Raw genomic sequence first — 25,847 nt, forward strand, 5'->3', positions numbered from 1 at the left:
CTCTTGAGTTACTAAAACGCCCTACAGAGAACCTTCATATTGTTGCCGACTATATACGGTGATGTAGACATGAGCGATTACGAACTTCCGCCGCTTCCGTACGACTACGACGCGCTCGAACCGCACATCTCCGAGCAGGTACTGACCTGGCATCACGACACCCACCATCAGGGCTACGTCAACGGCTGGAACTCCGCCGAGGAGACCCTCGCCGAGAACCGCGAGGAGGGCGACTTCTCGTCGTCTGCCGGCGCCATCCGCGACGTGACCCACAACGGCAGCGGGCACGTCCTTCACGACCTCTTCTGGCAGTCGATGAGCCCCGAGGGCGGCGACGCGCCCGAGGGCGACCTCGCCGACCGCATCGAGGAGGACTTCGGCTCCTACGAGGCGTGGAAGGGCGAGTTCGAGGCCGCAGCCTCTGCAGCCGGCGGCTGGGCGCTGCTGGTCTACGACTCCCACAGCAACCAGCTTCGCAACGTCGTCGTCGACAAGCACGACCAAGGCGCTCTCTGGGGCAGCCACCCGATTCTGGCGCTCGACGTCTGGGAGCACTCCTACTACCACGACTACGGCCCGGCCCGCGGCGAGTTCGTCGACAACTTCTTCGAGGTCGTCGACTGGGACGAGCCCTCGGCTCGCTACGAGCAGGCCGTCGAGCAGTTCGAGTAGAGCGCTCCGACCGGAGGTATTCTACCGCAGCTCATTTTTCAGCCTCAGGCTGTTGCCGAACAACTCCGGAGCATCGAATACTGCGTCGATCGATCTGGAGAATTCCCATTCAGGACCCTCATTTGCAAATAGCCGCACCATACGTCGACACCGCGTGCGTTGGCCAACTGCACGACAACGACCGGATTTGGGACGTGTGGCTCAGTATGCTCTCTTCCAGTCGTTGCATCCAGTGGTACTGAATGCAAACAGTGGCCTCAAAGAGGGGTATTCGTTGCATTCTCTCGACTGAATGCACACCTGTGCTCACTCGTGCACGGCTGTCTCGACCACGGACACGGAGTCGTCGATACGCACTTCCAGTTCGTCGCCGCTGCAGGGGATCGCCACCTCGACTCGAAGCGGGTCCTCCGAAACGACGGTCGTCCGGTGATCGCTCACGCACCAGTCGAAGTTCCAGAACGGCTCGGTGTTCAGGTCGACGCCGCGGTTGGCGTGAAAGACGAGCGTTTCGGCGTGGTCTAACAGCGTGACGCCGACGGTCGATTGCAGTCGGTACTGGCAGCGCTGGCAGACGTGTTCGACGGCGACATCCAAGTCTTCCTCGTCGGGGTCGCGCACGAGGCTTGTCTCGATTGCGCCCGTACACTCCGGGCAGACGCCGTCGGCGGCCAGACAGTAGTGATGGCGAACGTAGTGGTGGAACGCTTCGAGCAGGTCGTCGGTCGTTCGGTCGTCGAGCCCGCCCGAGGGGAACGGGTAGCTCACCTGTACGGCGCCGCAGTCGGTACAGCCGATCGTGAGCGTGTCGTCGACGTACCAGCCGTGGAGGTCGCCCTCGCAGTCGTAGCACGCGCCGTCGACGGGGAAGAATCCCAGTTGCGTGCGCTCGGTCAGCGTGCCCGTGAAGATCGAGCTGACGACCTTCCGGCCGGGGTATCGGAACTCGTAGCCGGCGTCGCTTTGCTTGATGAAGTGGCCGGTGAGCTGTCGGAGGTGGTAGCTGAAGTTCGCGCTGTCCTCGACATCGACCTGCTCGAAGAGGTCGGTGAAGCTGACCGGGCGCTCGTCGGCATCGAGTTCGAGCAGCCCGCGGAGGATGTCGACGCGCGTGTCGTTCCCGAGAATCGAAAAGACCTCGGCGGGCAGCAGTTCGGACTCGGTCCGGGCGGCGGGCGCTGCCTCGTCGTCCGACTCCACGTCCGGCTCGGCGCTGGCGGCCCGATCGAACTGACTCATACTACTGGTACTGTCGCTTTGCGGGTAAAACCTGTCGGAGGATCGCTTTCGAGGTCGGCTCGTCGACGCCGCTGTCGGGCCGAGCGCCGCGACTGATCGGCGTCCTCTGGCTCACGAATCGGCGGCCTCAGGTTCACCTCTCGGTGTCGTCGGACTCACGCGTCGGCGTCGCCTCGCTCCGCCGCGGCGGCGAGTTCGAGCACGAAGCTCGACGCCGACACGACATCGCCGATTCCGACCGTCCCCGCGGGCTCGTCGACGACGCGATTCGGACAGGCCACCACCGAGGGGGTACAGAGCGTCCCGTCGTCGACCGTCTCGTCGAGGTGGTCCGCGAGACGTTCGATCGCCGCTGCGCCGGCGTCCGATCGGTCGTACTGCAGCCCGGCGTCGAGGTCGTCGGGCGCTGTGATGTCGCCGTGATGGGCCTTGGCCGCGGCGTTGACGGCGGCGAACTCCAGTCCGCGCCTGACCGCCGCCGGCGTGAGATATGAGTCCAGCACGGCGAGGTGGTACTCCATCGCGTGGACCCGAATGCACTCGACGCCCAGTTCCTCGCGGAGCGCGGCGAGCATCCGGTAGTGGGCGAGTATCTCGCCGGTCTCGAACGGCGTCTCCTCGGTCGGCTCGTCGTCGGCGAGGTCGAGGTCGGCGTCGTCACACAGGAGCGCGAGTTCGCGCGTGTCCGTTCCGACGACGTTGGCTTCGGGGAGAATCCACTCGTAGATGCTCGCCCGAAGGTCGTCGTCGTGCGTGGTCGCGTACTCGATGTGGACTTTCGGGTCGTCACCCGAACGGAATCGCCGGAGTACGTCGCGGGCGTGGCGAAGCCGCTCGTCGTAGCTCCCCTCGACGTGATCCGGCGTGAGGTTGTGATACCCCGCCAGCAAAGCTCCCTCGACCACCTCGCCGACCTGATCGACGTGGGCGTCGAGGTCGCCGGCCGTCAGGTCGAACTCCGGCGGTCTCGACGCCGCGATGAAGCGAGTGTCCTCGCTGGCGCGCACTCCGAAAAGTTGGTCGCCGGCCCCGAACTCGAACACCCAGTTCAGCTTCGTGCGATCGGCGACCGGGGCCTCGCGCAGGGGAACGAACTGCACTGCTCCGTCCTCGACGGCCGGATACCGGATCGCCTCGGGGTGCTCGAACAGCGCGCGCTGGCGCTCGGATAGCAGGTACGTGTACGCGATCGGCGCGGCGCCCAGCGCGGCGACGAGGTTCGTCATGATCCCCGTCTGCCCGCCTAGCTGTTGGCTGTCGGGTTCGAGGTCGGCTTCGAGCGCCGCGGCGAACGCGTCGGTCATGGCGACTTCGTCGCCCTGCCCGGTCGCCATCGTGTGCGTGATCGCGGTGGCGAGATCCCGCTTCGACGCCAACCGACTCGGCGGTGCGCGCTCTCCGGGTTCTGTCGGACGGTCGAGCGCTGCCCCCAGTTCGGCGTCGACACGCACGATCCCGTCGACGTTCGCGTTGTACGCCACGAATACGGGAAGTCCGGCAAGCGCTTTCACGTCGGCGTCCAGCCGTGAGCGATTGTATGCCACTGTGTGTCGTAGTTCGTCGGCCGCCGTCCTAACGCTGTGTGTGGCTGGCTATCGGCGCGACGTTCCTCGGCTCCGCTCAGGGCGGCGCGGCGCTCACGGGGACACAGAGCACCGGCACGTCGGTCTGTCGGACGACGTTCTCGGTGACGCTACCGAGAAACCACTGGCCGACGCCCGTCCGGCCGTGGGTTCCCATGACGATCAGATCCACGTCGCGGTCGCTCGCCGCATCGGGAATCACTTCGACGGGCGACCCGGCCGCAGTCGATCCGGAGCTATCGATGCCGGCGTCGCCGGCGCGCTCTCTGACCCCCTCGATCGCCGCCTGTCCGCGCTCTTCGAGCACGTCGGGGAGCTCGCCGGGCGCTTGCTCTCCGAGGAACGGAACGGTGTCGACGGAATACAGCGCGTGGACCGACGCTTCGAGCCGGGCCGCCAGCGCGATCCCCCACTCGATGGCGATCGCCGCGCCCTCGCTCCCGTCGGTCGGCAACAGAAAGCGCTCGAACGTCACGTCGCCGATCGCGGCGTCTGCCTCCGGCGGAACGGCCAGCACGGGCGTCCGTGCGGTCCGGAGGACGTTTTCGGTGACGCTCCCGAGCAACACCTCTTCGAGCCCTCTACGCCCTTTCGTCCCCATGGCGATGGCGTCGACCCCGCGCCGATGGGCGTACTCACGAATCGTCTGAAACGGCGTCCCGCTCCTGACGGCCGTGGTCACCTCGATCGTCTCGTCGAACTCGCGTGCCATCTCCGCGACCGTCTCGACCGCGGCTTCAGCGTGAGCTTCGAGCGCTGGGAGGTCGGCGTCCGTCTCGACCGCGTTCGTTGCGGCCGCCCCTTCCTCGACGGAGAGAACGTGCACGTCCGCGCCGGTCAGCGACGCGAGCGCGATCCCGTGTTTCGCACCCGTGAGAGCGTCCTCGCTGCCGTCTGTCGGTAGCAGCATCGAGTCGATGACCCGGCTCATGGGACGACTGCAGTTTCACCGTCGCGGCAGATAGTCGTGTGGGGATGGCTGGGGCCGTTCTCCCCTCTGGCAGGATGTTCTGGCGCTCACCGATCGCTCTCCAGCACGTCGAGGAAAATGTCGAACAGTTCCGTGAGCTGTCGTGGCAGGAGAAACCGCTCGCGGACGCGCTCCCGGGCGTTCGTCCCGAACCTCGCCCGGCGCTCGTCGTCGCCGAGGAGGTCGACGATGCGCGCGCCGGCGGCCTGCGCGTCGTCGGGGGCGACGAGATACCCAGTTTTCCCGTCCTCGATCTGCAGCGGGATGCCGCCGACCGTCGAGCCCACGACCGGCGTGCGCTTCCAGAGCGCTTCCGAGACGACCAGTCCGAACCCCTCCCGGAGGGACTTCTGGACGACGACATCAGCACCGCGTTGCAGCGCGTTGATCGTCGTGTCGGGCAGATCGGTCAGCACGTGGATGTCCGGGTCGCCGAGGGCGTCTCTGGCCACCTGTTCGTAGACCGCCAGCCCTTCGGGGTCGTCGCCGGCCATCCCGCCGGCCAGCGCCAACTGGAGGTCCGGCACCTCCTCGCGGGCCCGTCGAAACGCCGCCAGCGTGCCGAACTGATCCTTCCACGGGTCGAACCGGGAGACCTGCGCGACGACCGGCGCGTCGAAGGAGAGGGGGTACAGCCGGTCGTGCTCGGCGGCGATCGTCGCCTCGTCGAGCGCCCGGTTCTTCTCGCTCAGCGGGTCGATCGAGGGGTAGACGACGCTCGTTGGCACGTCGACCACGCCCGCGTAGTCCGATCGGCTGACGATCGCGTGATCGACCCTGCTCGCGTACTCGGCGACGAACCCGAGGTGGTCGGGCGAGGGCTCGGTGAGGTCGATGTGACAGCGCCAGACGATCGGCGCATCCGGCAGTCGCTCTCTGAGTCGATCGAGCATCCCCAGCGGCTGGGGGTCGTGGAGCACGACGAGGTCGTACTCGCCGTCGAGTTCGGCCGCGTTTCGCTCGGTCACAGCGCGATAGGTCGCTTGCATCGCATCGGTCAGCGCGGCGTCGTCGCCCTGCAGCCCGTTGTGCATCGCTTTGGTGACCTCGAAAAACTCGTCGTCGGCGTCGAGCACGAGCCACTCCGTCTCGACGCCGAGGTCGGTACAGAGCGGGACGATCGACCGGAGCAACTCGGCGACGCCGCCGCCGGTCGCCGTCGAGTTGACGTGCAGAATTCGAGCATCCCCGAGCGCGTCGGCGCGCGATCGAAGTCGCTCGATGCGGTCGCTCTCGACCACGCCGGCGTACGCGGCTACCGATCGGTCCGGGAGCGCTGGGGCGTGCATGGCCGTACGCTCGATAGCACGGCCGCCGAGGTAGCCATTGGGGGTGGCGATATTCTGCTGTGGGTGGTCTTCTGGTGAGACTGCCGCTCACCGCGAGCCCCTCACTCAGAACACGCCGGCGATGAAGCCAACGCCCATGATGATGAGAACGGCGGCGGAAAACGCCGGGAGATACGGCGTGTACCGCTCGACCGTCTCCTCGGAGTGCTGATAACCCGCAATCAACAACATCGTCAGCCCGACGATCCCCGCGATGACGGTGAGGGCGTACGCGCTCATCAGTTCGAGGCAGTAGTTCGATCCGGCACAGAGCGCGATGATCTCGAACTCCTCCTCGTGGGCGAACCCGAGGACGAACGCGAACCACGCGATTCCGAGGAGGCCGCGGTCGGCGGTCGCTTCGGGCCCCTCGTGTGAGTGCGAGTGTCCACCGACGAAGGGGACGAACCGTTTCAGACGAGAAAACAGCCCCTCATCATCGTGGTCGTGCGAATGGCTGTGGCCGTGGCTGTCGTCGTGGTCGTGCGAATGGCTGTCGTCGTAGTCGTGCGAATGGCTGTGGCCGTCGCCGTGTGACTGCTCTCGTTCGTGGGCATGGCCGTGATACTTGTCCACGTCGTGTTGGTGGCCGTCCGGGTGTTCGTGGCTGTGCTGTTCGGAGTGGTTGCTCTCGTCGTGGTCGTCGTGGGAATGGCCGTCGCCGTGACTGCCGTGGGAATGGCCGTGAGTGTATTCACGGACTCCGAGCGCGATAAGCAGGACACCGGCAACGAGGCTGACCGGCCCGCCGATCTGGACGCCGCCGAGGACCGTCAGCGGCTCGTTGACCTGCGTGAGATCGAAGTAGTCCTTCGCGTAGAAGAACACCCCAACCATCGCGATACTACTGATGAGATGGCCGAGGCCGAGAATGAAACTCGCCGCGAATCCGTACACCCACTTGTTCGTCTGGTCGAGCGCGTAGGAGGCCGCAACGGGCCAGCCGTGGCCCGGTTCGATGCCGTGAACGGCACCGAGAGCGACCGCCCCGAGGAAAAGACCGAGTGCGTCGCCGTGTAACATCCTGTCCGGGAATCAGACACCGCCGTGAATAACGGTTGTTACTACCGAATTGGGGGAATCGTCATACGAGATTTCTTGTGGCGTCACGACGACCCAGCGACTATGCGAACGAGTTTCAACATCCCCGACGACGTAGTCGAAGAGTTCGACCGGGTCTGGCAAGAGCAGGACATCGACAACCGGTCGCGGGCCGTCAGAGAGGCGATGTTGGAGTATATCGAAGCCCACTCCCGTCTCGAAGCGACGAGCGGCACCGTCGTCGCGCTCCTCGCGTTCGATTATCGCCACCACGACGTGATTCGAGACCTCCACGCCATCCAGCACGAGTTTCAGGACGTGATCCTCAACACCAGTCACACACACCAAGGCGAGTGGTGTCTCGAATCGCTGTTCTGTCGGGGACCAGCCGAGCACGTCCGAGAACTCACGTATCAACTCCGGGACTTCGACGGCGTTCGCCGGGTCACGGTGATGGTCATCCGGGACGGCGAAGGATGAGAAGCGGCCGTCCGCTCACATCGACTCGTGGGGCCACTGAAGCAGTTGCTCGTAGTTGCCCGGAACGACGGGACCGTCGAGCAGCGGGTCGTCGGTTTCGACCATCCACTCGTGTAACTGCCGCGACAGCGCCGCCCGGGCGTCCTGATACCGCGGCTCCGAAACCACGTTCTCGTCTTCTTGGGGCGTCTCCCGCAGGTCGTACAGTTCTTCGTACCGCCTCGTCGGGACGCCGTAGGTCTCCCGGACCTCCCGGCCGGACTCGCTGGCGAAGATATCGCGCGGGAGATACACCTTCGGCAGGCGCCAGAAACTCCGGACGTACTTGTATCGCTCCGTGCGGATCGCCCGGACCGGGTTGTACATGTCGTGCCACGTCATCTCGGCGAACACGCGCTCGCGGGGCTCGTACTCCCCGCCAGTCAGCAACCCGAGAAAACTCCGTCCCTCGACACGCTCCGGAACGTCGATGTCGAGTAGATCAAGCAGCGTCGGCAACACGTCGACGTTGCTCAGGAGCTCGTCGTAGCGCCGTCCGTCGTCGGCGACGCCGGGCACGCGCATCACCAGCGCGGCTTCGAGTCCGGCGTCGTAGCAGTTCCCTTTCGCCCGGGGGAACGCGATGCCGTGCTCGGTCGTGAAGACGACGACCGTCTCGTCGGCGAGGCCGGCGTCGTCGATGGCGTCGAGAATCGTCCCGACGGCGTCGTCGATGGCGTCAACCATCCCCCGCATCTCGGCGAGGTCGTGTCTGATACCGGGTCTGTCGGGCAGGTACGGCAGCGGCTGGATGTCCTCGGGGTCGTCGGTGTCGTACTGATCGCCGTGAAAACCAAAGCGGCCGGCTTTCTCCTCAACGCGGTGGCACTCGAAGAAGCCCACCGACGCGAAAAACGGCGCGTCGAACGCCCCACGCTCCAGAAACGAGTCGACGACCGATGCGACGCTCTCGGCCCGGTTGGCTTGATGAACTGACGGCGCAACGCCGGGATAGAGGTTGCCCTCAGAGTGGATCTGGTCGTAGCGGAGCCGGTCGGTGTCCTGACTGATGTGCTGGAGCCCGAACAGGTGGGTTTCGTACCCGGCGTCGCTGAGATAGTGCGGCAGAATTAGCTCGTCGTCGTGTAGCTCCCAACTCCCGTGTGCCAGCCCCATCAGCCCGTTGACGTGCGGGTGGCGCCCGGTCATGAAACTGCCGCGACTCGGCGAGCACTGCGGTGCGGTGACGAAGTGGTTCTCGAAGAGCGCTCCGCCGGCCGCGAGGCGTTCGATCGCCGGCGTCTCGATGTCCCGACCGTAGCACCCGAGATACCGACCGAGGTCGTGGGCGTGGATCAACACCACGTTCGGTGCCGAGGCGGTCATGCGGTTACCGATACGATAGCCCCACGGATAGTCGTTCGATCCCCGGTATCGGCGTCGACCGCGTCAGGACGATCCAGCAGGTCCGACGATTCGCAGGAAATGTTTATCTGTTAGATAATCGTAGTTTCTCCCCGTGTCACCGATTGGTTCCCCCTTCGACGACTTGAGCGATACGTGGCGGTTCGCCCTCCTCGGCGGCCTCGCCTCGATCCCGTTCACGGCGTATGGATACTGGCAGACGGGGTCTGAGATGTCTTTCGCACCGGTCTTTTTCGGCGCTATTCTGGCCGGCTTCGTGGCGAAACGGAAAACAGGAACGGCACGCGGCGTCGGCGTCCGAACCGGCCTCGTCGGCGGACTGCCGGGGCTCTGGGTGGCCGCCGACATCCTGTCGGCCACGTCCGGACTGGCCGGGCCGTCGTGGTTCGTTGCGAGCGGGTTCGTGCTCGCGCTCGGAGCCGCACTGCTGGTCGTCTTGCTCTCGGCTGGCATCGCCGCGCTCGTCGGCAAAGTCGGCGCTAGTGTCGGTGGGGGGCTCGCCGGCTCTACCGGTCCTCGCCGTCCGCCCGCGGCTTCTAGCTGAACCACGTCAGCTCCCCTCCAACTTCGACTGTCTCACGGGCGCCCTACGCCCCGTTAGAGCGTCTCCGGCGCAACCGACTCGCTCTGCCTGTAGATTTCGACGCGCCCGGTCTGGGCGTCGCTGTTCTGAATCCCGACGCTCCACGTGCGCCCGTCGGCGGCGATCTCACCGATGGCCGGGCCGATGCCGTAGGCGCGCTCCCAGACCACGCCGCTTTCTTCGACGACAAAAATCTCTCCCTCGGTGCGGGCCGCAGCGAGCACGCGCGTGCCGTCGTCGGTGACACTCGTATCGTTGCCGAGTGATGCCCCAGTCTCGGTCGTCCACCGCTCGTCGCCGGTCACCGGATCGTACGCCCGGACGACGCCATCGCTCCCGGTGCTCACGACAGTGCTTCCGTCGCTAGAGATGCGCGGCCACGTAACGAGCAGTTCGTCTTCCCACACGAGATTTCCGGCCAGATCGAGCGCGAGCAATCGCCCGTCGTAGGTCCCGGCCACGACACGTTCCGCTTCGGCGTCGATCTGAACGGCGATGACGTCAACGCCGGTTTCATGTGCCCACTGTTGCGCTCCCGATCCATCGTAGAGCACCACGCCCGGCTGTCCGGCCAACGCCTCTCCCGTCCCGAGATACTGAGTCGCCCCGACGGCGATGAACTTTCCGGCGGCGCTGATGTCGACGCTACCTCCTGCTGCGTTCTCGACATCGACGACCCACGATTGGCCAGCCTCGGTCGACAGCATGACGCTTCCTGGCCCCTCGATCGGCGACGACACCGAGGCGATCGCACCGTCCGCGGCGGCCACGGCGAGATCCCACAGTCCCGGATGTTCGATGACTGGTCCGTCACGGGTGGCGAGGGTGAGCTGTCCGTACACCTCCGCATCCATCCACGCGACTGCAGCCGTGTCGGCGGCCCGTTCGAACTCGATGTGGGAGAGCGTCGACCCCACGTCGAACGGGATAGGGGTAGCTTGTCGATTGGCGCCGTAGCTAACCAGATCGCCGTTTTCGAAGCCAAACAGCACTCGGTCGCCCGACGCCGACACGTCCGTGACGAGGCTGACGGCGTCGTACTCGTCGCTGGCTACTCGGTCGACGCTTGCGGACTGTGTCGTGGCGTCGACGCGCCTCTCTTTCGCGCGCTGGGCCGCGCTCGCCGTTCCTGTGACGGTAGCTCCTGCAATCAGTGAAAGTACGGAGCGGCGTGTGGTATATGCTGGCACGTATGAATTGGCCACGGGTGGGCTGAAAAACGACGGTTCAGGATCGCTGGAAATACGTTTGCGATGCTGGTGTTTGCCTCCCACTCCCGTGAGCGTGACTGCTGTCATGGGCGACCACGAGACCAGCATTGCAGGATGAGCAACGCTCTCGCTTGCGTTCGATTCATCGGCGGATTCGGGCTTTACTACTCTGTCAGCAGCGATCGCAAGCGAACTCGGATGCCCCACGAGAGGCAGCTATCGCCGCACATTGCGGTCCTTTCCACCCACACGTTACAGATCGACCTCGGCACTCAGTGCTCCGACTCGGTTACCCCAAGCACACTGGCGATCTGTCTTGCAAGGCCTGCTTCGATGACGACCGTGACGAGAATAACGAGAAAGACAGTTCCCAGCAGCACGTTCGCCCCCGAAGGATCCGACGGCGGCGCCGCGGTCCGCAGTCGGACGGCGAACAGCGTTGCGACCGACGCTGGGATAATTCCACGCGGACCGACGAAACTCACGAACAGTCGTTCGTTCGTCGTGAAGCCGACCCCGACTGTCGAGACGAAGACGGCCAGCGGCCGGATCACGGCCATCAGGACCGCGACGACCGCCAGTCCGGCGACGCCAAGCGCGAGTAGTTCATCGAACTCGAGCAACGCCGCGAGCGTGATGAAGACGAACGAGAGGACCAGCAACGTCACATCCTGCATGAACTGCAGAATTCCCTCCTCGTAGGGTAGCTCGAAGCTTCCGAGGACGGAGCCTGCCGTGGCTGCAGCCACGATCCCGGCCTCCGAGAACACCGAGTCAGCAGCGGCGAACGCGATGACGGCTCCAGCCAACGCGAGCAGTCGGGCCGTCTGCGGCGCGGTCTCGGATGGGTGTTCAACCTGCGTAAGGAGGTACCAGACACCCCCGGCGACGACGAATCCGACGATCACCCCCGTCGCGAGACGCTGTGTGAAGAGCCACACGTACCCACCCGGTGCGAGCTGCTGGGCCGTCATGGCCTTGAACAGGACGACCGCCAGCACCGCGGCCGTGACATCGTTGACGATCCCTTCGACTTCGAGCGTCGTGGCAACCTCCTCACGAACGGGAACCACTGCGAGAATCGGCGCGATGACCGTCGGTCCGGTGGCAACCAGCAGTGCACCGGTGAGAAACGCGATGTCCCAACTCGCTCCCAGCAGCAGGCGCACGGTCAGTGCCGTCCCGACGAACGCGACGATCGCTCCGATCGTGATCATCCGGCCGACCGCCGTCGACGTCTTCCAGATGGCCTCGTACTCGAGGCGAAACGTTCCCTCGAAGATGATGATGGCGACGCTCACGCCGACGATGGTCGAGAGCGCATCGCCGGCGGCGTCAGGCGGTATCAACCTGAGCCCCTCGGGACCGATGGCGATGCCCGTGAGGATGAGAAACAGCACGCTCGGCACGCGGTACTTCGCGGCGAGCAACTGCGCCCCTACACCGAGGCCGACGATGGCCGCGATGAGGGCGACGACGTCGAGGCTGACGTGAATGGACACTGGTTTATTCGCCCCGGGGCCCGAGCGTACGACGGTCCGTGGCATCGAACGGGCTATGGTTCTACGGGTCGCTCCCGGCCGCTACGACCGACATGCGACGTACTCCCACAGCCAGTCACAAATATTCGGATGCTCGGGACAACCGATTACGGCGGTGTAGCCGAATCTGGACTTCCAGTGTCTTTTCTTGCTGAGACTGTGTCTACACCGGCCGCGGACACCACGTGATCGTCCAGTACAGTTCCTCTGATTAGCGGAGGACAAGCAAAAGCGTACTACTAACAGCAACGAGAGCGTGTGTGTTGTATGTCTCATCGACGGATTGCTGCGATTCTCGCGGTTGTTGGGCTTGTCGTGCTGTCTGGCTGTGTCGGCGGGCTTGGCGGGTCGGACACGCAGGGGCCGAGCAACGCGACGAATCCAGACGGGGAAGTCGAAGTGCACGTGTTGAACGTCGGGCAGGGGTCGAGTACGCTCATCGTGGGGCCGGAGGGAGACACCACATTGATTGACTCCGGCGATTGGACCGACGACGGGGAGGACGTCATCGCGTATCTCGAAGCGCAGGGGATCTCGCGGATCGACCACCTCCTGACCTCACACCCCGACGCGGACCACATCGGCGGACACGCTGCGGTGATCGAGCACTTCGAGACCGAACGCGACGGGATCGGGGCGGTGTACGATCCGGGCATCACGTCGACATCGGCGACGTACGACTCGTACCTCGACGCGATCGAGGAACACGACGTGCCGCTGTACGAGTCACGTGCAGGGGATTCACTCAACATGAGCGGCGTGACCGTCCAACTGCTTGCACCGCCGGAACCCTATCTCGCCGGCGGAGACCGGAACGAAAACAGTCTCGTGGTACACGTCCAGTTCGGCGCTTCGAGTTTCCTGCTCCCCGGGGACGGAGAAGCCGCGAGCGAACAGTATCTCCAAGCGACGTATGGAGACGACCTCAACTCGACAATCCTTGCGGCTGGACACCACGGAAGCTACTCGAGTACGAGCGAAGCGTTCTTGGAGACCGTGTCGCCGAAAGCGGTCGTCATTTCGAGCGGGTACGACTCCCAGTACGGACACCCCCACGAGGAAGTGCTCACCCGGCTTGCTGATCGGTCCATCCCGACGGTGTGGACTGCGACACACGGAACGATCGTGCTGACGAGCAACGGGTCGGCTGTGACAGTCGGAACACAATACGATGCACCGACGAGCGGGACGGAGCTCAGAGCTGGCGATCCAGCCGAGCCGGGGACGACGACCGGCATCACGGAGCGGTTCATCATTCCTGCCGGCGGAACAGCGACGCCGTTGGCTCCGGCGGAGGACGGAGACACCAGTGCGGGAAGCGGGGATGACGACACCGACACCAACGGGAGCATTGCTAGTGGAGCGTTGGCCGTGGCCGATATCAACGCCGACGCCGACGGGAACGACAACGAGAATTTGAACGGCGAATACGTCGCCTTCGAGAATACGGGCGAGTCGTCGCTCGATCTCTCCGGGTGGGAGGTCGCCGACGAGGCCGGGACCACTTACACCGTTCCGAACGGGGTGACGGTCGATCCGGGCGATCAGATCACGCTGTACACTGGCAGCGGAACCGATTCCGACTCGGAACTGTACTGGGGCCAGTCGCGTGCGGTCTGGAACAACGGCGGCGATACGATTATCGTCCGAGACGACACTGACACACTCGTGATCGAGGAGGCCTACTGAGATGGATTCGAGACAACTCACCGGCGTTATCGATCGGTTCGAGGGCGACCTCGCGGTCGTCCTGCTCGAAGCGGATGGCGATGTCGTCGACGAGACGACGGTCGAACGAGACGAACTTCCCGAGGATGCAGCGCACGCGAATGCGGTGCTTTCGGTCACTCTCGCGGAAGATACCGTCCTCGATGTCACGTACGACGACGAGGAGACGACACAGCGGGAACAAGACGCCCGAGAGCGGTTCGATCGACTCGCTGAACGACCGCCCAGCGACGAGAACGATAGCTGAACTCGGGCGCACGTCGCTGGATCTGCTGACGCCCCGCCTGTCCGTCAGGGTTTCACGAGCACTTTGATCGCCTCGCGTTCGTCCATCGCGCGATACCCCTCCGGGACGCCGTCGAGGTCGACGGTCTTGGTGAAGATCGGCGACGGATCGAGCGTTCCTTGGACCACGTCGGACAGCAACTCCTCGGCGTAGTCGCGGACGGGTGCGACGCCGCCGCGAAGCGCGATGTTGTCCGAGAACATCGAGAACACGTCGAGGCCCTCCTCGTCGACGCCGTAGGGAACGCCGACGTAGCCAACCGTGCCTCCGGGACGAGCGGCCGCGATGGCGGTGTTCATCGCCGATGCCGCGCCCACGCACTCCATCACGTGGTTCGCACCGCCGTAGGTCAGCTCTTCGATGCGCTCGGTGGCGTCCTCACCGCGCTCGGTGACCGTCTCCGTCGCGCCGAATTCTTTTGCGAGTTCGAGGCGATCATCGTGGTGGCCCACCGCAATGATGCGCTCGGCGCCGAGACGCTGGGCGGCGAGCACGCCACACAGCCCGACCGCGCCGTCGCCGATGACGACCGCAGTGTCGCCTTCGCTTACACCTGCGCTCACGGCGGCGTGGTGGCCCGTCCCCATCACATCGGTCAGCGGGAGCAGGGATTCGAGCGTATCCTCGTCGTCTGCGTACCGGTCGGGAACGCGCACGAGTGTCCCATCCGCGAACGGGCATTTCACGTACTCGCCTTGTGCACCGCCGTTGTCGCCGCTCCACGACTCGTCCTCGACGCAGGATGTATAGAGCCCCTTTCGGCAGAACTCGCACTCCCCGCAGCTGATCGCAAACGGCGCCAACACTCGGTCGCCGGGAGCGACCGATGTCACGTCGTCGCCGACCGCCTCGACGATCCCCATCGGCTCGTGGCCGACCCGCGACCCCGGCTCGGGCTCGTTGTCGCCCCGATAAAACCAGAGATCCGAGCCACAGACCGCGGTGTGGGTCACGCGGATCACGGCGTCGGTCGGCGACTCGACTTCGGGTTTCGGAACGTCCTCGATAGCGATGTCTCCGGGCCCGCGATAGATCGCTGCTTGCATACTCCCGACTGGTGACGACAGGAGAAAAAACGAGGTGGTTGCGTCAGTTTTCGACCGTCCGGACGTACTTGCCTGACCAGCCCATACCGACGGTATGGACACGGCCGTCATCTGGTTCCGCGACGATCTCAGGGTCGACGACAATCCGACGCTCGTAGACGCCCTCGGCGACGCCGACGTGGTCGTCCCGCTGTACGTCTTCGATCCTCGCCATCGCGGTGAGACGCGGTACGGCACCGAAAAAATCGGCGGCCACCGCGCCAGATTCCGCCGTGAGAGCGTCACCGATCTTCGGGCGTCGTTGCGAGCACGTGGCGGCGACCTGGTCGTCAGGTCGGGCCGCGCCGACGAAGTCGTCCCCGCTATCGTACACGATGTCGGTGCCGACGCCATGTACGCCCAAACCACGCCCGGGACAGAGGAGCGAGACGCCGAAGCGAAGGTCCGCGAGGCGCTGCCGGAACACACTGCGTTTCACACTCGCGTCACCCACACGCTGTACCATCCCGACGACCTTCCGACGCCGCCCAGCCAGATCGAGGACACCTACACGCCGTGGCGCAAGGACGTTGAGGGGAGCGACGCGGCGGTCCGCGATCCGCTCGATCCGCCCGAACGCGTCCCGACACCGGATCTCGATCCCGGCACCGTCCCGACGCTGTCGGAGCTCGGCATCGACCCGCCGCCAGAAGACGACCGCGCCGTCCTGCCCTTCGAAGGTGGCGAGTCGGCGGGCACGCGCCGACTGGACGCGTACCTCTGGGAGCGGGACTGCCTCCGCGAGTACAAGGAAACGCGCAACGGGCTGCTGGGGGCCGATTATTCCTCAAAGTTCTCACCGTGGCTGGCCGCCGGCTGTCTCTCGCCCCGGCGGATCCACGCCGAGGTGGACCGCTACGAGCGAGAGCGCGTTGCCAACGAGGACACCTACTGGCTCGTCTTCGAGTTGCTGTGGCGCGATTTCTTCCAGTTTCAGTTTCACAAACACGGCGCCGCGTTCTTCGAGCCGACCGGCATCCGGAATGTTGAGCAGTCGTGGCGTCATGACCGGGCGGCGTTCGAGCGGTGGGCAGCAGGCGAGACGGGCGTGCCGTTCGTCGACGCGAACATGCGCGAACTCGACCGGACGGGCTACATGTCCAATCGGGGACGCCAGAACGTAGCGTCGTTTCTCGCCGACGCGCTGGAGATCGACTGGCGTTGGGGCGCCGCTCATTTCGAGGCGCAACTCGTCGACTACGACGTAGCCTCTAACTGGGGCAACTGGGCGTATCAGGCCGGCGTGGGCAACGACTCCCGGGACGGATTCTTCGACGTTCTCTCGCAAGCGGAGTACTACGACGAGGACGCGGCGTACGTACAGACGTGGCTCCCCGAACTGGAAGCGCTTCCGCCGGAGTACGCCCACCGTCCCTGGCGTCTGAGCGAGGACGAACAAGCGACCTACGGCGTCGAACTCGGCGTCGACTATCCTCGACCGATGCTCGACGTCGAGGCGCGATACGAGGAGTTGGGCGACGGCTGATCCGCCTTCGGACGCCGGAACTGTGCTGTCTCGACTTCGGCGTCGTCGACATGTCTTCCCGTCACCGCTACTCGTTTATGCTACTGTGTAACGCACCCTCAACTATGGGGACCACACAGACCACTCATATGACCCCGGCCGTGATGAGCGCCGACGAGGGCGAAGCCCTGTGGTCGGTCGGAGCGCTCATGCTCCTCAAAGCCGACGCCGAGCAGACCGACGGCGCGTTCACGCTGGTCGACCACACCGCACCGCCGGGCTACGAAACGCCCTATCACGTCCATCGCAGGGAGGACGAAGTGTTCTACGTGCTTGAGGGCGAGATCGACTGCTATCACGGCGAGGACGCCGAAAACGTGGCCCGAGCAGGTCCGGGCGATACCGTCTTCCTTCCTCGTGATATCCCCCACGGCTTTCGCGTCGCTGGCGACGACGCCTGTCGTATGCTCGTGCAGGTGACGCCAGCCGGCGTGGAGGAACTCTTCAGAGAGGTCGGTACTCCGGCCGAGCGGCTGGAGACGCCGCCGCCCGCCGAACTAGACGCCGAAGCACTGACCGAGGCCGCCGCCGAGTACGACCTCGAAATCTTGGGACCGATTCCGGCCTGAGACCGCCATTACATTTTGTCTGGTGGCCGAATAGAAGGAGTTTGTTCGGCCGTGTCGATCGGGGTCGTCGCCCCTGCGTCTGTGTTCTCGACTTCGGCACCTCCGACCGACTCGTTTAGCACAGAGAGCAGCCTGTATCTCTCCCGATGTTTCTTGACGCCCATCCTGTCCTGCAGGACTGGAGCAGTCAACTACCCACCTACTTTGCTCACCCAGATGGGTTTGCTCGTCGAGGGGGAGCTTGTCCGTGGACCCGGCCTTGATCCCGTCCGCCGACGCGCCTGTTGGCCCCGACGACTGTCCCGTATCCCGATGTTCTTTGCCACGCTGTCATTCCCACGTGTCTTCGATTCACACTTCTGACACCGGAACTCGTTGCGTGTCAGCGCGCCAAGCAATACACGGTTTTCTCTACGATCCCATAATCGGTTCTGGGGGCTTAGAACGTTCTATAGGGGATTTAATCTGATAATGGGGCGTTTCATCTTGATCATATCTGTCCAGATCGACCGCTAAATACTGTGTAGAGAGCTATCGTACGTGAACTAGGACGGGCCCTTGATACCCGGTCCCCATTCGGGGAGATGCAAGCAGAACGCCGACAGCGGGTGTCTATCGCTCAGTCGTGATCGACGGCGACGCGCTCGATGGCATCGAATAGCGGGCCGTATCGCATCATAATCGACTCTCGTCTTGCGATTGCATGCCCATTCAGCGGCGTCGACAACGCAAGGCCATCATCCCCAGTCTACAAAACAGTCCATAACACACACTACACGCGCTCTCAACCGATCTTCACCTTGATAGCGACGCCGCGCCCACGGCGCGATCGCTTCCTAGTTCACCCTCACAAACCCCGTTCAACACCGCTCTTGCGGCCCGTCGGGCCGATTATGAACGTCCTATGACTGGTTCAAATCGGTCCAGATGTCGTTTTGGAACTGTACGGTGTCTCAAAGCACATATGATCCGAACCGCATTGATTCTCGCCCACGATGAAGACAACTGCCCGACGTGGTGCCAGAACTCGTGCTGCACAAGCGATACGCCAAAGCACTGAGTACATGGATCAATTACATCCTCAGCGCTGATTATGCTACTCAATACTATGACCGCTCTTCGGAGGCTTCACAACTGCTGACCAGAGTGGTCGGTCGGTATTGAGTCTATATCTCTCGTGAGGAGCTGCAGACCTCGCTTTTCCCAGCCGACGACGGGCGCCGCACTGAAACTCTTATCAGTTTCCCCGCCAAAAATAGAACATGACATACGATGCCGTCATCTTCGACAACGACGGCGTCCTCGTCGAGCGTACGGACTTCGATATTCTTCGGGAGGCGACCCGCGAGACGTTTTCGCAGTTCGGCGTGACCGACTTGGACCCCGACCACATCGACGACATGACTGTGGGAGCTACTCCTCGGCAAGTAGATGCGATCTGCGACACGTACGACCTCGATCCGGAGACGTTCTGGCGGACTCGCGATGGCACGCTGTCGCGCGCTCAGCAGGCGGAGATCCGCGCCGGACGGAAGCCGCTCTACGACGACATCGGGACGCTGACCGACCTCGATGTCGAGATGGGGATCGTCAGCTCGAACCAGCAAGAGACCGTCGACTACGTGCTCGATCACTTCGACATCTCCCACCAGTTCGCCACCGCCTACGGCCGTGAGCCGACCATCGAGAGCCTCGATTTCCGGAAGCCCAACCCCTACTACCTCGAGCAGGCGCTGGCCGACATCGACGCCGACTCCGCGCTGTTCGTCGGCGACAACGAGTCCGACATCAGGGCCGCCGACAACGCCGGCATCGACTCGGCGTTCATCCGCCGTCCACACCGCTCGGACTGGTACCTCAACTCGTGGCCCACGTGGGAAATCGACTCGCTGGAGGACCTCCACGGCGTTGTCAGCGCCTAATTATGCATCTGCGACGTGCTGCAGACGCGCGCTGTATCTATCGCTCCATCCCTTCTCACAACGACTCGGCACCTACACGCCGCTACTGATCCGAGGCCTCCGCAAACGAATCCCGTAACCACTCAACGGGATACACCGCCGTCAGTCCGGGCGTGTCGATATTGAATTGCTGTGGCGGCGTCGTCTTCGCGTAGGTCTTCTCAACGCGCGGTTCGCCCTCCACGGGATCGTTCAGCGCCGAGAGTACCTTGTGCCCGTCACGTTGTTTCATCACGACCCAGATCGCCTCCTCGACGCCGCAGTCAGCGATCTTGTCGAAGTCGTCGGGAACCGCACGATGCACGTCGTTGTTGATCCGCTCGACCTCGACGGCGACGACGACTTTCCCCTCTTCGTCGAGCGCCGCAACGTCCAGCCGACGCTGATCGTACGCGTCGGTCGCGTCTTCGACATCCTCCTCATCACTGCCCATGAACACCGAGGCGGGAAGCGTCACCTCATCGAGGTCGTAGTACGGCAGCACGTCGACGACCGACGAGTCGGGGTCAGCAAGGTACTCGTGACAGAGATAGCGCCGCGCGATCTCGACGGCAAGCACGTGCTGGCTCGACTCTTCGAGATCACCCTTTCCGTGTCCGTAATCGACGCCGAGACGGTAGCTCTCGCCGATGAGAGATCGACCATCCGGCGTGACCGTGTACACTCGATGGGGGTGGTCCGTATCGTGACGAAGCAACTCCGCATCGAGGAGCGGCTCGATATCGGCAGCGTCGATTCCGACGTACTCCTGCAGGCGGATCATCGAGTCTGTCGTGAGATCGTATTCGAGCGGATCGTAGCGAAGCTGCTGGGCGTTGTACACTGCTTGGAGGAACATGAGCTGCGTGCCGGTACAGCCGATCGCCGCCCGCTCCTCTGGGGTGAGTTTGAGATTCACCGAACAGATCGGAACATCGTCCTGATCGACCTCATCGAGCGAGCTACAACACTCGATCGCGCGCTTCATCCCCGCAATATCGGGGTTGTATCGGTTCTCACACTCTGTACAGCACAGCGCGTCCGTCGGTTCGTCGTACTCAACAGTGGGAGGCATCCGCTTGGTCGTCTTGAACGGCGTCTCGGTGGTCGCCGAGGGAACGTCAGAATCGACGGCCGCGTCGGTCTGGCCGTCGGCGTCAGCACTGCCTGTCGTGTTCGGCGATCCGAGTGTAAGCCCGCTCGTCTCGCTCGTCCGTGTGCGAAGCTCGGTGAGCTGTGACTCGAACACTGCTTCCTGTGTGCGTTCGAGTGGGGCGGGGCCGTTGGGGTCGCCCGGTGGCGGCGCGACAGACTCGACGAGGAACGGCCGTGGCTCAGGCTCGTCGAACGGCGCGGGGAGGCTGACGAGCCACTGACCACGGTGGAGCGCACGCAATCTGTTCCCGACCTCACGAGCGTCCATCTCTTCGGTCGCAAGGCGTTCGGCAAGCCTGCGGTCGACGGGGATGTTCCCCGTGACGAACGTCGAAATGTTGTTGAGGATCTCGTCGTAGACGCCGTCGTGGGCTTTGAGCTGGGCGGGGAACTGCATTGCAAGCGTGATCGAACACCCGAAGCTTCGGGACTGGGCGAGCAGTTCTTTGAGAAGGTCGGAGACCGCGACGCTCGCAGCCTCTTCGACGTAGAGATTCACGAGCGGGGCGTCGTCGGACTGTTGGGACGAAGTGGCCGTTTGGTCGTCGTTATCTCCGGGATTGCTCTCACGCCGCTTGCGACGCCGAAGGGCCGTCCAGAGATTCGAGAGCACGACGAGCGTGAGCACGCGCTGGGCTTCCGACCGGAGTCCACCCGTATCGAAGAGAATCACCACATCGTCGTCGAGATGCGAGGCGAGATCGAACTGCGGGCCGTCCTCGTCAGCGACGTGATTGAAGATCCGCGCGAGACGGCGATCGGCGGGGATCTTCTCGACCCGGTTCGAGACGCCGCCCATGAGCTTGTCGAACGTGCGCTTGCCGTTGTTGAGAATCCCCGAGAGCATGCGTTCGAGGTCAGGATCGGAGACGGGATGGACCGACTGGCGGTCGTGCATCGTCCGGATTTCCGAGTGGAAGTCTCGATGGGAGAACGCATCGTCGCCGTGGACCGGATCGAACATCGCCTTGAGGACGTAGCGGATGATGTCTGGCGACCGAACGGCCTGCTCGAAGCGTTCGCGTCCCATGATCTGCATCAGGATCTCGATGTAGTGATCGACGGTGTCCTCGACGGCCGTGTCGCGCGGGACGCCGGCGTCGAGTTCGTCTCGGATGTCGAAAAACGAGAAGGCGGGAAGCATCTCCGCACAATCGAAATACAGCACGTTCTCGACGTGCCCGTATGTCGCGTAGTGCGCGCGAAGGTACTCGATCGCCATGCCATCGCCCTTCGGGTCGATGAGTATGTCGGCGCCCTCGGTGGCGGCGTGGTTGTCGAGGATCGCGTTGATGAGCGAGGTGGACTTGCCCGACCCCGTCTTGCCGAACCAGCCGACGTGCATCGGTTGCAGGGCTGGTGGGAGTTTGAGGACTTCGGGATCGGTCGAGCCGTCGTGCGTGCGCGGATGACCGAGGACGAGCCCGTCGTCTCGGTAGCGTGCGAGTATGTCGGTCGGTGGTCTGGGGAGTGCCGTTCGTTCGCCCGGGGTTGTCGAAATCGCTCGTGCGCCTGCCGTGGTGAGTGCTGGCCCGCCGACGAGACAGAAACTGGGCGCCTCGCTTGGGTCGGCGACGATACCTTTCGGGGTGTCGTTCCAAGGGAGTCGATTCCGGAGGCCCCTCGCTTCTGGGGGATGGACAGTTCTCGTGAAGAGGTCGTTGGCCACGGTTTCGGCGTCCTGACCGGTGCGCGTTCGACCGTCGATCTCGTAGGTGGTGCGATCGAGTTCTGTGAACGCCCCCGCGAGTTCTCGAAACGTGGCCGAGTCAGGGTGGTCCTCGGGCGTGACGCCGACGACACGAGCGTTCACCACGAAGGAATGGCGGGCATCCTTCGCTTCTAGTTCTTCGAGACGTGCTTCGTCGGCCGCTGTATAGGGGATATCGTCGTCTGCGTCGGGCGCTCCAACAATCGTATTCGTGAGCGTGTCTCCGAACGTGTCGCTGTGGGCCTCAATATCGAGTCGGCGTTCGTCGGCTTGGGTGCTCCAGTCCGGTTTCGGCTGGAACAGCGCTTGATAGACGAGCGGCCCGGGATGGACGGCCATCGTCTCGACGACCGACGCGAGGGGAACCCGATCATCGGCATCCGTCTGACCCGCCTCGAATGGTGTGAGGCGGGTCTGCCAGTCGTTGCGGCGGTCGGGGTTGCCGACGTACTCGACCGCTCGAAGTGCGTCTCGTTCGAGGCCGTCGGTTTCTGATGACCGTTCCGTGAGCATCGCCTCGAAGTGGTCCGGATGGACTGTGCGGTGTTCGAACTCGTAGCTATCGGGGAAGATACCCCGGAGGACGCGTTCGAGTGTTGACGTCGCAGCCGGATTGTCGACGCCGAACCAATACGAGAGCGAGGCGTCGGGTGAGCCGTCTGTAAAGAGCAGACACTCGACCGTGGGTAGGTCGGCTGTGGCGGACGTGAGCGAGCGGAGTTGGGAGACGAGGCCGTCTGGCGGCGTGTCTGTCCCGATCCGGTGGAGGCGCTTGAAGTGCTTCGGCGTCGACGCCGGCCGAAGCGGCGTCTCGGTCGGTGTGATCTGAATGTACTCGCGGCTGTCGTCGACTGGAACGGGGAGGTTCGAGCTATCTTCGGACAGAGACGAGCTAGTGGTCGGTGACTCGGTACGCGAGGCGTTGATGGGAGAATTGGTATCGTCAGAGGGAGGCATGGGACAGTGAGGGTCGTAGCTGTTCGAGCCGACCGGGGATCGTCATGTATCGGCCGGTGAGTATCCCAGCCTTGACCGACTGGTTCATAAACCGCAACGAAAGTATCGAGGTATCTACTGTCCGGCGAGTATTCTCTCCCGTGGATACGACGGTTTCGCTGTGAGAACTCCTGTTATGGCCGATCAACGGCGCCGTTGATGCCTTCGAAGGACTCGTCTTGGTACGCGTTTCGCCACAGCTTCTGGACCGCACGAGCTCAGTCCGGGGAGTGAGCGGGGGGACACACCCGTCACTTCCGCTGTTCTTGGCTCTGACTATGGTCTCCGAACTGTTCACTGTGGGTATGGAGACACACCCGTCGTTTCCGCTGTTCTTTGCTCCGGATGACAGGGCCTCAGGACTATGGAAACAGAGTGAGCAGACTGGGGTCTCAACCGTTCGGCTCTGTTGAGAGCAGTAGTCGGTGATCGGTTCTGTCCCGTGGCGGTCAATATAGGGAATAGAGTTTTCACTCTCAACTCTACTTCTACACAGTGTATGTCTGGAAGTTCTACAATTCAGGGAAAATTACAGCAGGTACAGGAGGGTGACTACTTGTTGTGGAATGGAAGAACGAGCCCCCAGCCAGTTGCAACAGTTGACGATGACTCCTTTGTGGTTGAGGGGAGACAGGGAGGGCGCTATAGATTCTATACTACCGGCATCCCCAAACTGACCAACCTGACCAGCCAGAACGAGTTTGATGTTGACGAATTAACGGTTCTACGTCCGATATCCTCTATTGATCAATAAGCACATCTACTGAACTGACGTTTCACTCTCAATTGTATCTGGATAAGAGGATTTCAACAGAGCCAACCGTCCCGGAGCATTGCGGTACTCGCTGAACAGCGGAAATGACGGGTGTGGATATATATAAACATTTGCGAACAGCGGAAACAGCGGAACGGTGGTATAATATAGGTGCACCACAAAGATGAGTGTGTGACACGAGGATCTCCCTTTACTACTTCTCAGAATATCTTCACCGATCGGGACGTCTTCGACGTCGAGGGGTTCCAGCCTGCAGAACTGATCGAACGGGAAGACCAGATCGACGAGTATGCCTCAGCGCTCGAACCCGTCCTCAACGGCTGGAACCCGAACAATATCTTCATCTACGGGAAGACGGGGACCGGAAAAACGGCCACGACACAGTATCTGCTCGAGTGGCTTCGGAAAGACATCGCGGAACATACTGCAGAGCACGGCACCGATATCGACCTCTCGATCATCTATCTCAACTGCGAGGCGCTGACGTCATCGTACCAGATCGCGGTCGAACTCCTCAACGAACTCCGAGACGAACACAACCAAGTTGCGACGCGGGGCCACGCCCCAAGTGATATCTATAATTGGCTCTTCGAGGAACTCGACGCGACCGGTGGGGTGACACTCGTCGTTCTCGACGAGATCGACAACGTCGGCGAGGACGATACCGTGTTGTACAAACTCGCTCGTCCGGAGATCGAGGACGCAACACTTGGCGTGATCGGGATCAGCAACGACTTTTCGTTTCGTGACGAGCTGTCCGCGAAAGTCAGAGATTCTCTCTGTGAAAAAGAGATCCTGTTCCCGGCCTACGAGTCAGACGAACTCCGGGAGATCCTCCGTCAGCGTGCTGAGAACGGGCTCCGAGAGGACGCATACGATAACGCTTCCATCGCGCTGTCTGCTGCGTACGCCGCTCAGGATAAGGGCAGTGCTCGACAGGCGATCGATATCATGCGCGAAGCTGGGGACATCGCTCGCCGGGAGGACGCAGAGACCATCACCGAAGCCCACGTCGAGGCAGCCAAGGGCATCGTCGAGCGCGGGCGAGTTTCCGAGATGATCGGCGGTCTGTCGCCGCACGGCAAGTACGCACTCCACGCGCTCGCAACCGCTGACCGTGAAGGAGAGACACCGATTCGAACCAAAGACCTCTACGAGATTTACGGCATCGTGTGTGACCAACACGCCACTGATCCGCTCTCTGACCGAGCCCTCCGCGACCATCTGTCAGAACTCGATCTCATCGGGTTGGCTACTATCAATAGAAAGAACGCTGGCCGAGCAGGTGGGAAATACAAACAGTACGAACTCGATGTGAACGCTGAACGAGTCATCGAGGCATTCGCAACAACGGATTCCGTGGATGTCTCTTCGACCTCTCCCTGATCTCGCTGAGAACAGCGGAAACGACGGGTGGGTGTCCTTTATTTGTAGCTGGGAGACACGTAGTCGATTGGTGTTTGAGTTAGGGATCAGTCATTCGAAAAGCCCCTGGCGCGGTCGACCACTCCGGGGCTCGCTGCCTCCAAAAATCAGGGATTTTCGGGATGACGAAAGAGCGCTTTGCGCTCTTTCGAGCCTGTGTTCACTTTGCTCACACAGATGCCAGCCCCTTTTATTCCCACCCGGAGCGGTTGTGTCGGGGCTATAGCACGGCACGCCCCGCTCGCCGCGTGCTGCCCTCCGCTTGCTCACAGGTCGTATACTCCCCGTTCGCATCGAGACGCTCCCTTCAGTCGCGCCTCGCTTCGATCACGACTGACCATTCCGGGTGCGCCGAGTACGCTCGGCGTACCGGGCATATGGCTTCGACGCCAGCATTAAGCGCGCTTTCGGGCCTCGCAGGCTCGGCCCGGAAACCGGCTTAAAGCTGAGCGCTCGCGTCGGGTCACCCTGGCGCGCGGTGCTGGTTGTTCGCCCCTCGAAAGCGCGCTGCTCGCGCCCAAGGGCGCTCGTGAAGGCGCGAGCAGCGCGCGGATGTGTCGTCGACGATGAGAGCTACGACTGGTGAGTTGTAGTGTTGGA

20 protein-coding genes are annotated in these 25,847 nt (G+C 63.2%); 10 read left to right on the forward strand and 10 right to left on the reverse strand.

Going from position 1 to position 25,847, the window contains the following annotated elements; translation table 11 throughout:
* Nucleotides 1–69: 69 nt before the first annotated feature.
* Nucleotides 70–672 (forward strand): superoxide dismutase, encoded by a 603-nt coding sequence (sod, locus tag CRO01_RS11715; RefSeq protein ID WP_097009342.1) that lies wholly within the window; start codon nucleotides 70–72, stop codon nucleotides 670–672.
* Between the two features lie 306 nt (nucleotides 673–978).
* Here the strand turns inward: sod and CRO01_RS11720 are convergent, their stop codons facing one another.
* The 5 genes from CRO01_RS11720 to CRO01_RS11740 all read right to left on the reverse strand — a co-directional run bounded on the left by CRO01_RS11720 (nucleotide 979) and on the right by CRO01_RS11740 (nucleotide 6,815).
* Nucleotides 979–1,911, reverse strand: coding sequence for a winged helix-turn-helix domain-containing protein (locus CRO01_RS11720; protein ID WP_097009343.1), 933 nt, complete (start codon nucleotides 1,909–1,911; stop codon nucleotides 979–981).
* A 155-nt stretch (nucleotides 1,912–2,066) separates the two neighbouring features.
* The gene (locus CRO01_RS11725; RefSeq protein WP_097009344.1) at nucleotides 2,067–3,455 is read right to left on the reverse strand and encodes an ADP-dependent glucokinase/phosphofructokinase; all 1,389 of its coding nucleotides are present in this window, start codon (nucleotides 3,453–3,455) and stop codon (nucleotides 2,067–2,069) included.
* Nucleotides 3,456–3,531: 76 nt separating this feature from the next.
* Nucleotides 3,532–4,425: a universal stress protein gene (locus tag CRO01_RS11730; RefSeq protein ID WP_097009345.1), complete on the reverse strand. Its 894-nt coding sequence runs from the start codon at nucleotides 4,423–4,425 to the stop codon at nucleotides 3,532–3,534.
* An 86-nt stretch (nucleotides 4,426–4,511) separates the two neighbouring features.
* Complete coding sequence (locus CRO01_RS11735; RefSeq protein WP_097009346.1) at nucleotides 4,512–5,753, reverse strand: glycosyltransferase; 1,242 nt, start codon at nucleotides 5,751–5,753, stop codon at nucleotides 4,512–4,514.
* A gap of 105 nt (nucleotides 5,754–5,858) precedes the next feature.
* Nucleotides 5,859–6,815: a hypothetical protein gene (locus CRO01_RS11740; RefSeq protein ID WP_097009347.1), complete on the reverse strand. Its 957-nt coding sequence runs from the start codon at nucleotides 6,813–6,815 to the stop codon at nucleotides 5,859–5,861.
* Between the two features lie 102 nt (nucleotides 6,816–6,917).
* Here CRO01_RS11740 and CRO01_RS11745 point away from each other — a divergent pair, with 102 nt between their 5' ends.
* Nucleotides 6,918–7,313 (forward strand): CopG family ribbon-helix-helix protein, encoded by a 396-nt coding sequence (locus tag CRO01_RS11745; RefSeq protein ID WP_097009348.1) that lies wholly within the window; start codon nucleotides 6,918–6,920, stop codon nucleotides 7,311–7,313.
* A gap of 15 nt (nucleotides 7,314–7,328) precedes the next feature.
* On the opposite strand, the gene CRO01_RS11750 is transcribed toward CRO01_RS11745, so the two are convergent.
* A complete protein-coding gene (locus CRO01_RS11750) occupies nucleotides 7,329–8,678 on the reverse strand; it encodes a sulfatase family protein (protein WP_097009349.1) in 1,350 nt (449 codons plus the stop codon).
* A gap of 133 nt (nucleotides 8,679–8,811) precedes the next feature.
* On the opposite strand from CRO01_RS11750, the gene CRO01_RS11755 reads away from it, so the two are divergent.
* Nucleotides 8,812–9,261, forward strand: a complete 450-nt coding sequence (locus CRO01_RS11755) for a DUF5518 domain-containing protein (RefSeq protein WP_218839187.1) — start codon at nucleotides 8,812–8,814, stop codon at nucleotides 9,259–9,261.
* Between the two features lie 53 nt (nucleotides 9,262–9,314).
* Here the strand turns inward: CRO01_RS11755 and CRO01_RS11760 are convergent, their stop codons facing one another.
* Together CRO01_RS11760 and CRO01_RS11765 are read right to left on the reverse strand one after the other, a co-directional pair.
* Entirely contained in the window at nucleotides 9,315–10,490 is a 1,176-nt protein-coding gene (locus tag CRO01_RS11760; protein ID WP_179747471.1) for a PQQ-binding-like beta-propeller repeat protein, read from the reverse strand.
* A 293-nt stretch (nucleotides 10,491–10,783) separates the two neighbouring features.
* Entirely contained in the window at nucleotides 10,784–12,013 is a 1,230-nt protein-coding gene (locus CRO01_RS11765; RefSeq protein WP_097009351.1) for a cation:proton antiporter, read from the reverse strand.
* A gap of 306 nt (nucleotides 12,014–12,319) precedes the next feature.
* On the opposite strand from CRO01_RS11765, the gene CRO01_RS11770 reads away from it, so the two are divergent.
* A complete protein-coding gene (locus CRO01_RS11770; protein WP_097009352.1) occupies nucleotides 12,320–13,741 on the forward strand; it encodes a lamin tail domain-containing protein in 1,422 nt (473 codons plus the stop codon).
* A gap of 1 nt (nucleotide 13,742) precedes the next feature.
* A complete protein-coding gene (locus tag CRO01_RS11775; RefSeq protein ID WP_097009353.1) occupies nucleotides 13,743–14,027 on the forward strand; it encodes a DUF3006 domain-containing protein in 285 nt (94 codons plus the stop codon).
* A 44-nt stretch (nucleotides 14,028–14,071) separates the two neighbouring features.
* Here CRO01_RS11775 and CRO01_RS11780 read toward each other — a convergent pair whose 3' ends face one another.
* Entirely contained in the window at nucleotides 14,072–15,112 is a 1,041-nt protein-coding gene (locus CRO01_RS11780) for a zinc-dependent alcohol dehydrogenase family protein (RefSeq protein ID WP_097009354.1), read from the reverse strand.
* Between the two features lie 94 nt (nucleotides 15,113–15,206).
* Between CRO01_RS11780 and CRO01_RS11785 the strand changes: the two genes are divergently transcribed.
* From CRO01_RS11785 to CRO01_RS11795, 3 genes are all read left to right on the forward strand, one after another.
* Complete coding sequence (locus tag CRO01_RS11785) at nucleotides 15,207–16,637, forward strand: DASH family cryptochrome (RefSeq protein ID WP_097009355.1); 1,431 nt, start codon at nucleotides 15,207–15,209, stop codon at nucleotides 16,635–16,637.
* 104 nt (nucleotides 16,638–16,741) lie between these two features.
* Nucleotides 16,742–17,245, forward strand: coding sequence for a quercetin 2,3-dioxygenase (locus tag CRO01_RS11790; RefSeq protein ID WP_179747472.1), 504 nt, complete (start codon nucleotides 16,742–16,744; stop codon nucleotides 17,243–17,245).
* Nucleotides 17,246–18,507: 1,262 nt separating this feature from the next.
* The gene (locus CRO01_RS11795) at nucleotides 18,508–19,167 is read left to right on the forward strand and encodes an HAD family hydrolase (RefSeq protein ID WP_097009357.1); all 660 of its coding nucleotides are present in this window, start codon (nucleotides 18,508–18,510) and stop codon (nucleotides 19,165–19,167) included.
* An 82-nt stretch (nucleotides 19,168–19,249) separates the two neighbouring features.
* Here CRO01_RS11795 and CRO01_RS11800 read toward each other — a convergent pair whose 3' ends face one another.
* Nucleotides 19,250–23,008 (reverse strand): ATP-binding protein, encoded by a 3,759-nt coding sequence (locus CRO01_RS11800; protein WP_245838542.1) that lies wholly within the window; start codon nucleotides 23,006–23,008, stop codon nucleotides 19,250–19,252.
* A gap of 538 nt (nucleotides 23,009–23,546) precedes the next feature.
* Here CRO01_RS11800 and CRO01_RS16370 point away from each other — a divergent pair.
* Together CRO01_RS16370 and CRO01_RS11805 are read left to right on the forward strand one after the other, a co-directional pair.
* Nucleotides 23,547–23,801 carry a hypothetical protein gene (locus CRO01_RS16370; protein WP_143824953.1) on the forward strand — a complete coding sequence of 85 codons (255 nt, stop codon included), beginning with the start codon at nucleotides 23,547–23,549 and terminating at the stop codon, nucleotides 23,799–23,801.
* 192 nt (nucleotides 23,802–23,993) lie between these two features.
* The gene (locus tag CRO01_RS11805) at nucleotides 23,994–25,208 is read left to right on the forward strand and encodes a Cdc6/Cdc18 family protein (protein WP_179747473.1); all 1,215 of its coding nucleotides are present in this window, start codon (nucleotides 23,994–23,996) and stop codon (nucleotides 25,206–25,208) included.
* Nucleotides 25,209–25,847 lie beyond the last annotated feature (639 nt).

It is taken from the genome of Natronoarchaeum philippinense (genome assembly GCF_900215575.1).
GTDB classification, from domain to species: domain Archaea; phylum Halobacteriota; class Halobacteria; order Halobacteriales; family Natronoarchaeaceae; genus Natronoarchaeum; species Natronoarchaeum philippinense.

Excerpts from the sequence above, each read along its gene's own strand:
- sod (WP_097009342.1), top strand. The coding sequence starts at position 70 with ATGAGCGATTACGAACTTCCGCCGCTTCCGTACGACTACGACGCGCTC.
- CRO01_RS11720 (WP_097009343.1), bottom strand. The coding sequence starts at position 1,911 with ATGAGTCAGTTCGATCGGGCCGCCAGCGCCGAGCCGGACGTGGAGTCG.
- CRO01_RS11730 (WP_097009345.1), bottom strand. The coding sequence starts at position 4,425 with ATGAGCCGGGTCATCGACTCGATGCTGCTACCGACAGACGGCAGCGAG.
- CRO01_RS11735 (WP_097009346.1), bottom strand. The coding sequence starts at position 5,753 with ATGCACGCCCCAGCGCTCCCGGACCGATCGGTAGCCGCGTACGCCGGC.
- CRO01_RS11740 (WP_097009347.1), bottom strand. The coding sequence starts at position 6,815 with ATGTTACACGGCGACGCACTCGGTCTTTTCCTCGGGGCGGTCGCTCTC.
- CRO01_RS11745 (WP_097009348.1), top strand. The coding sequence starts at position 6,918 with ATGCGAACGAGTTTCAACATCCCCGACGACGTAGTCGAAGAGTTCGAC.
- CRO01_RS11750 (WP_097009349.1), bottom strand. The coding sequence starts at position 8,678 with ATGACCGCCTCGGCACCGAACGTGGTGTTGATCCACGCCCACGACCTC.
- CRO01_RS11770 (WP_097009352.1), top strand. The coding sequence starts at position 12,320 with ATGTCTCATCGACGGATTGCTGCGATTCTCGCGGTTGTTGGGCTTGTC.
- CRO01_RS11775 (WP_097009353.1), top strand. The coding sequence starts at position 13,743 with ATGGATTCGAGACAACTCACCGGCGTTATCGATCGGTTCGAGGGCGAC.
- CRO01_RS11780 (WP_097009354.1), bottom strand. The coding sequence starts at position 15,112 with ATGCAAGCAGCGATCTATCGCGGGCCCGGAGACATCGCTATCGAGGAC.
- CRO01_RS11785 (WP_097009355.1), top strand. The coding sequence starts at position 15,207 with ATGGACACGGCCGTCATCTGGTTCCGCGACGATCTCAGGGTCGACGAC.
- CRO01_RS11790 (WP_179747472.1), top strand. The coding sequence starts at position 16,742 with ATGGGGACCACACAGACCACTCATATGACCCCGGCCGTGATGAGCGCC.
- CRO01_RS11795 (WP_097009357.1), top strand. The coding sequence starts at position 18,508 with ATGACATACGATGCCGTCATCTTCGACAACGACGGCGTCCTCGTCGAG.
- CRO01_RS11800 (WP_245838542.1), bottom strand. The coding sequence starts at position 23,008 with ATGCCTCCCTCTGACGATACCAATTCTCCCATCAACGCCTCGCGTACC.
- CRO01_RS16370 (WP_143824953.1), top strand. The coding sequence starts at position 23,547 with ATGTCTGGAAGTTCTACAATTCAGGGAAAATTACAGCAGGTACAGGAG.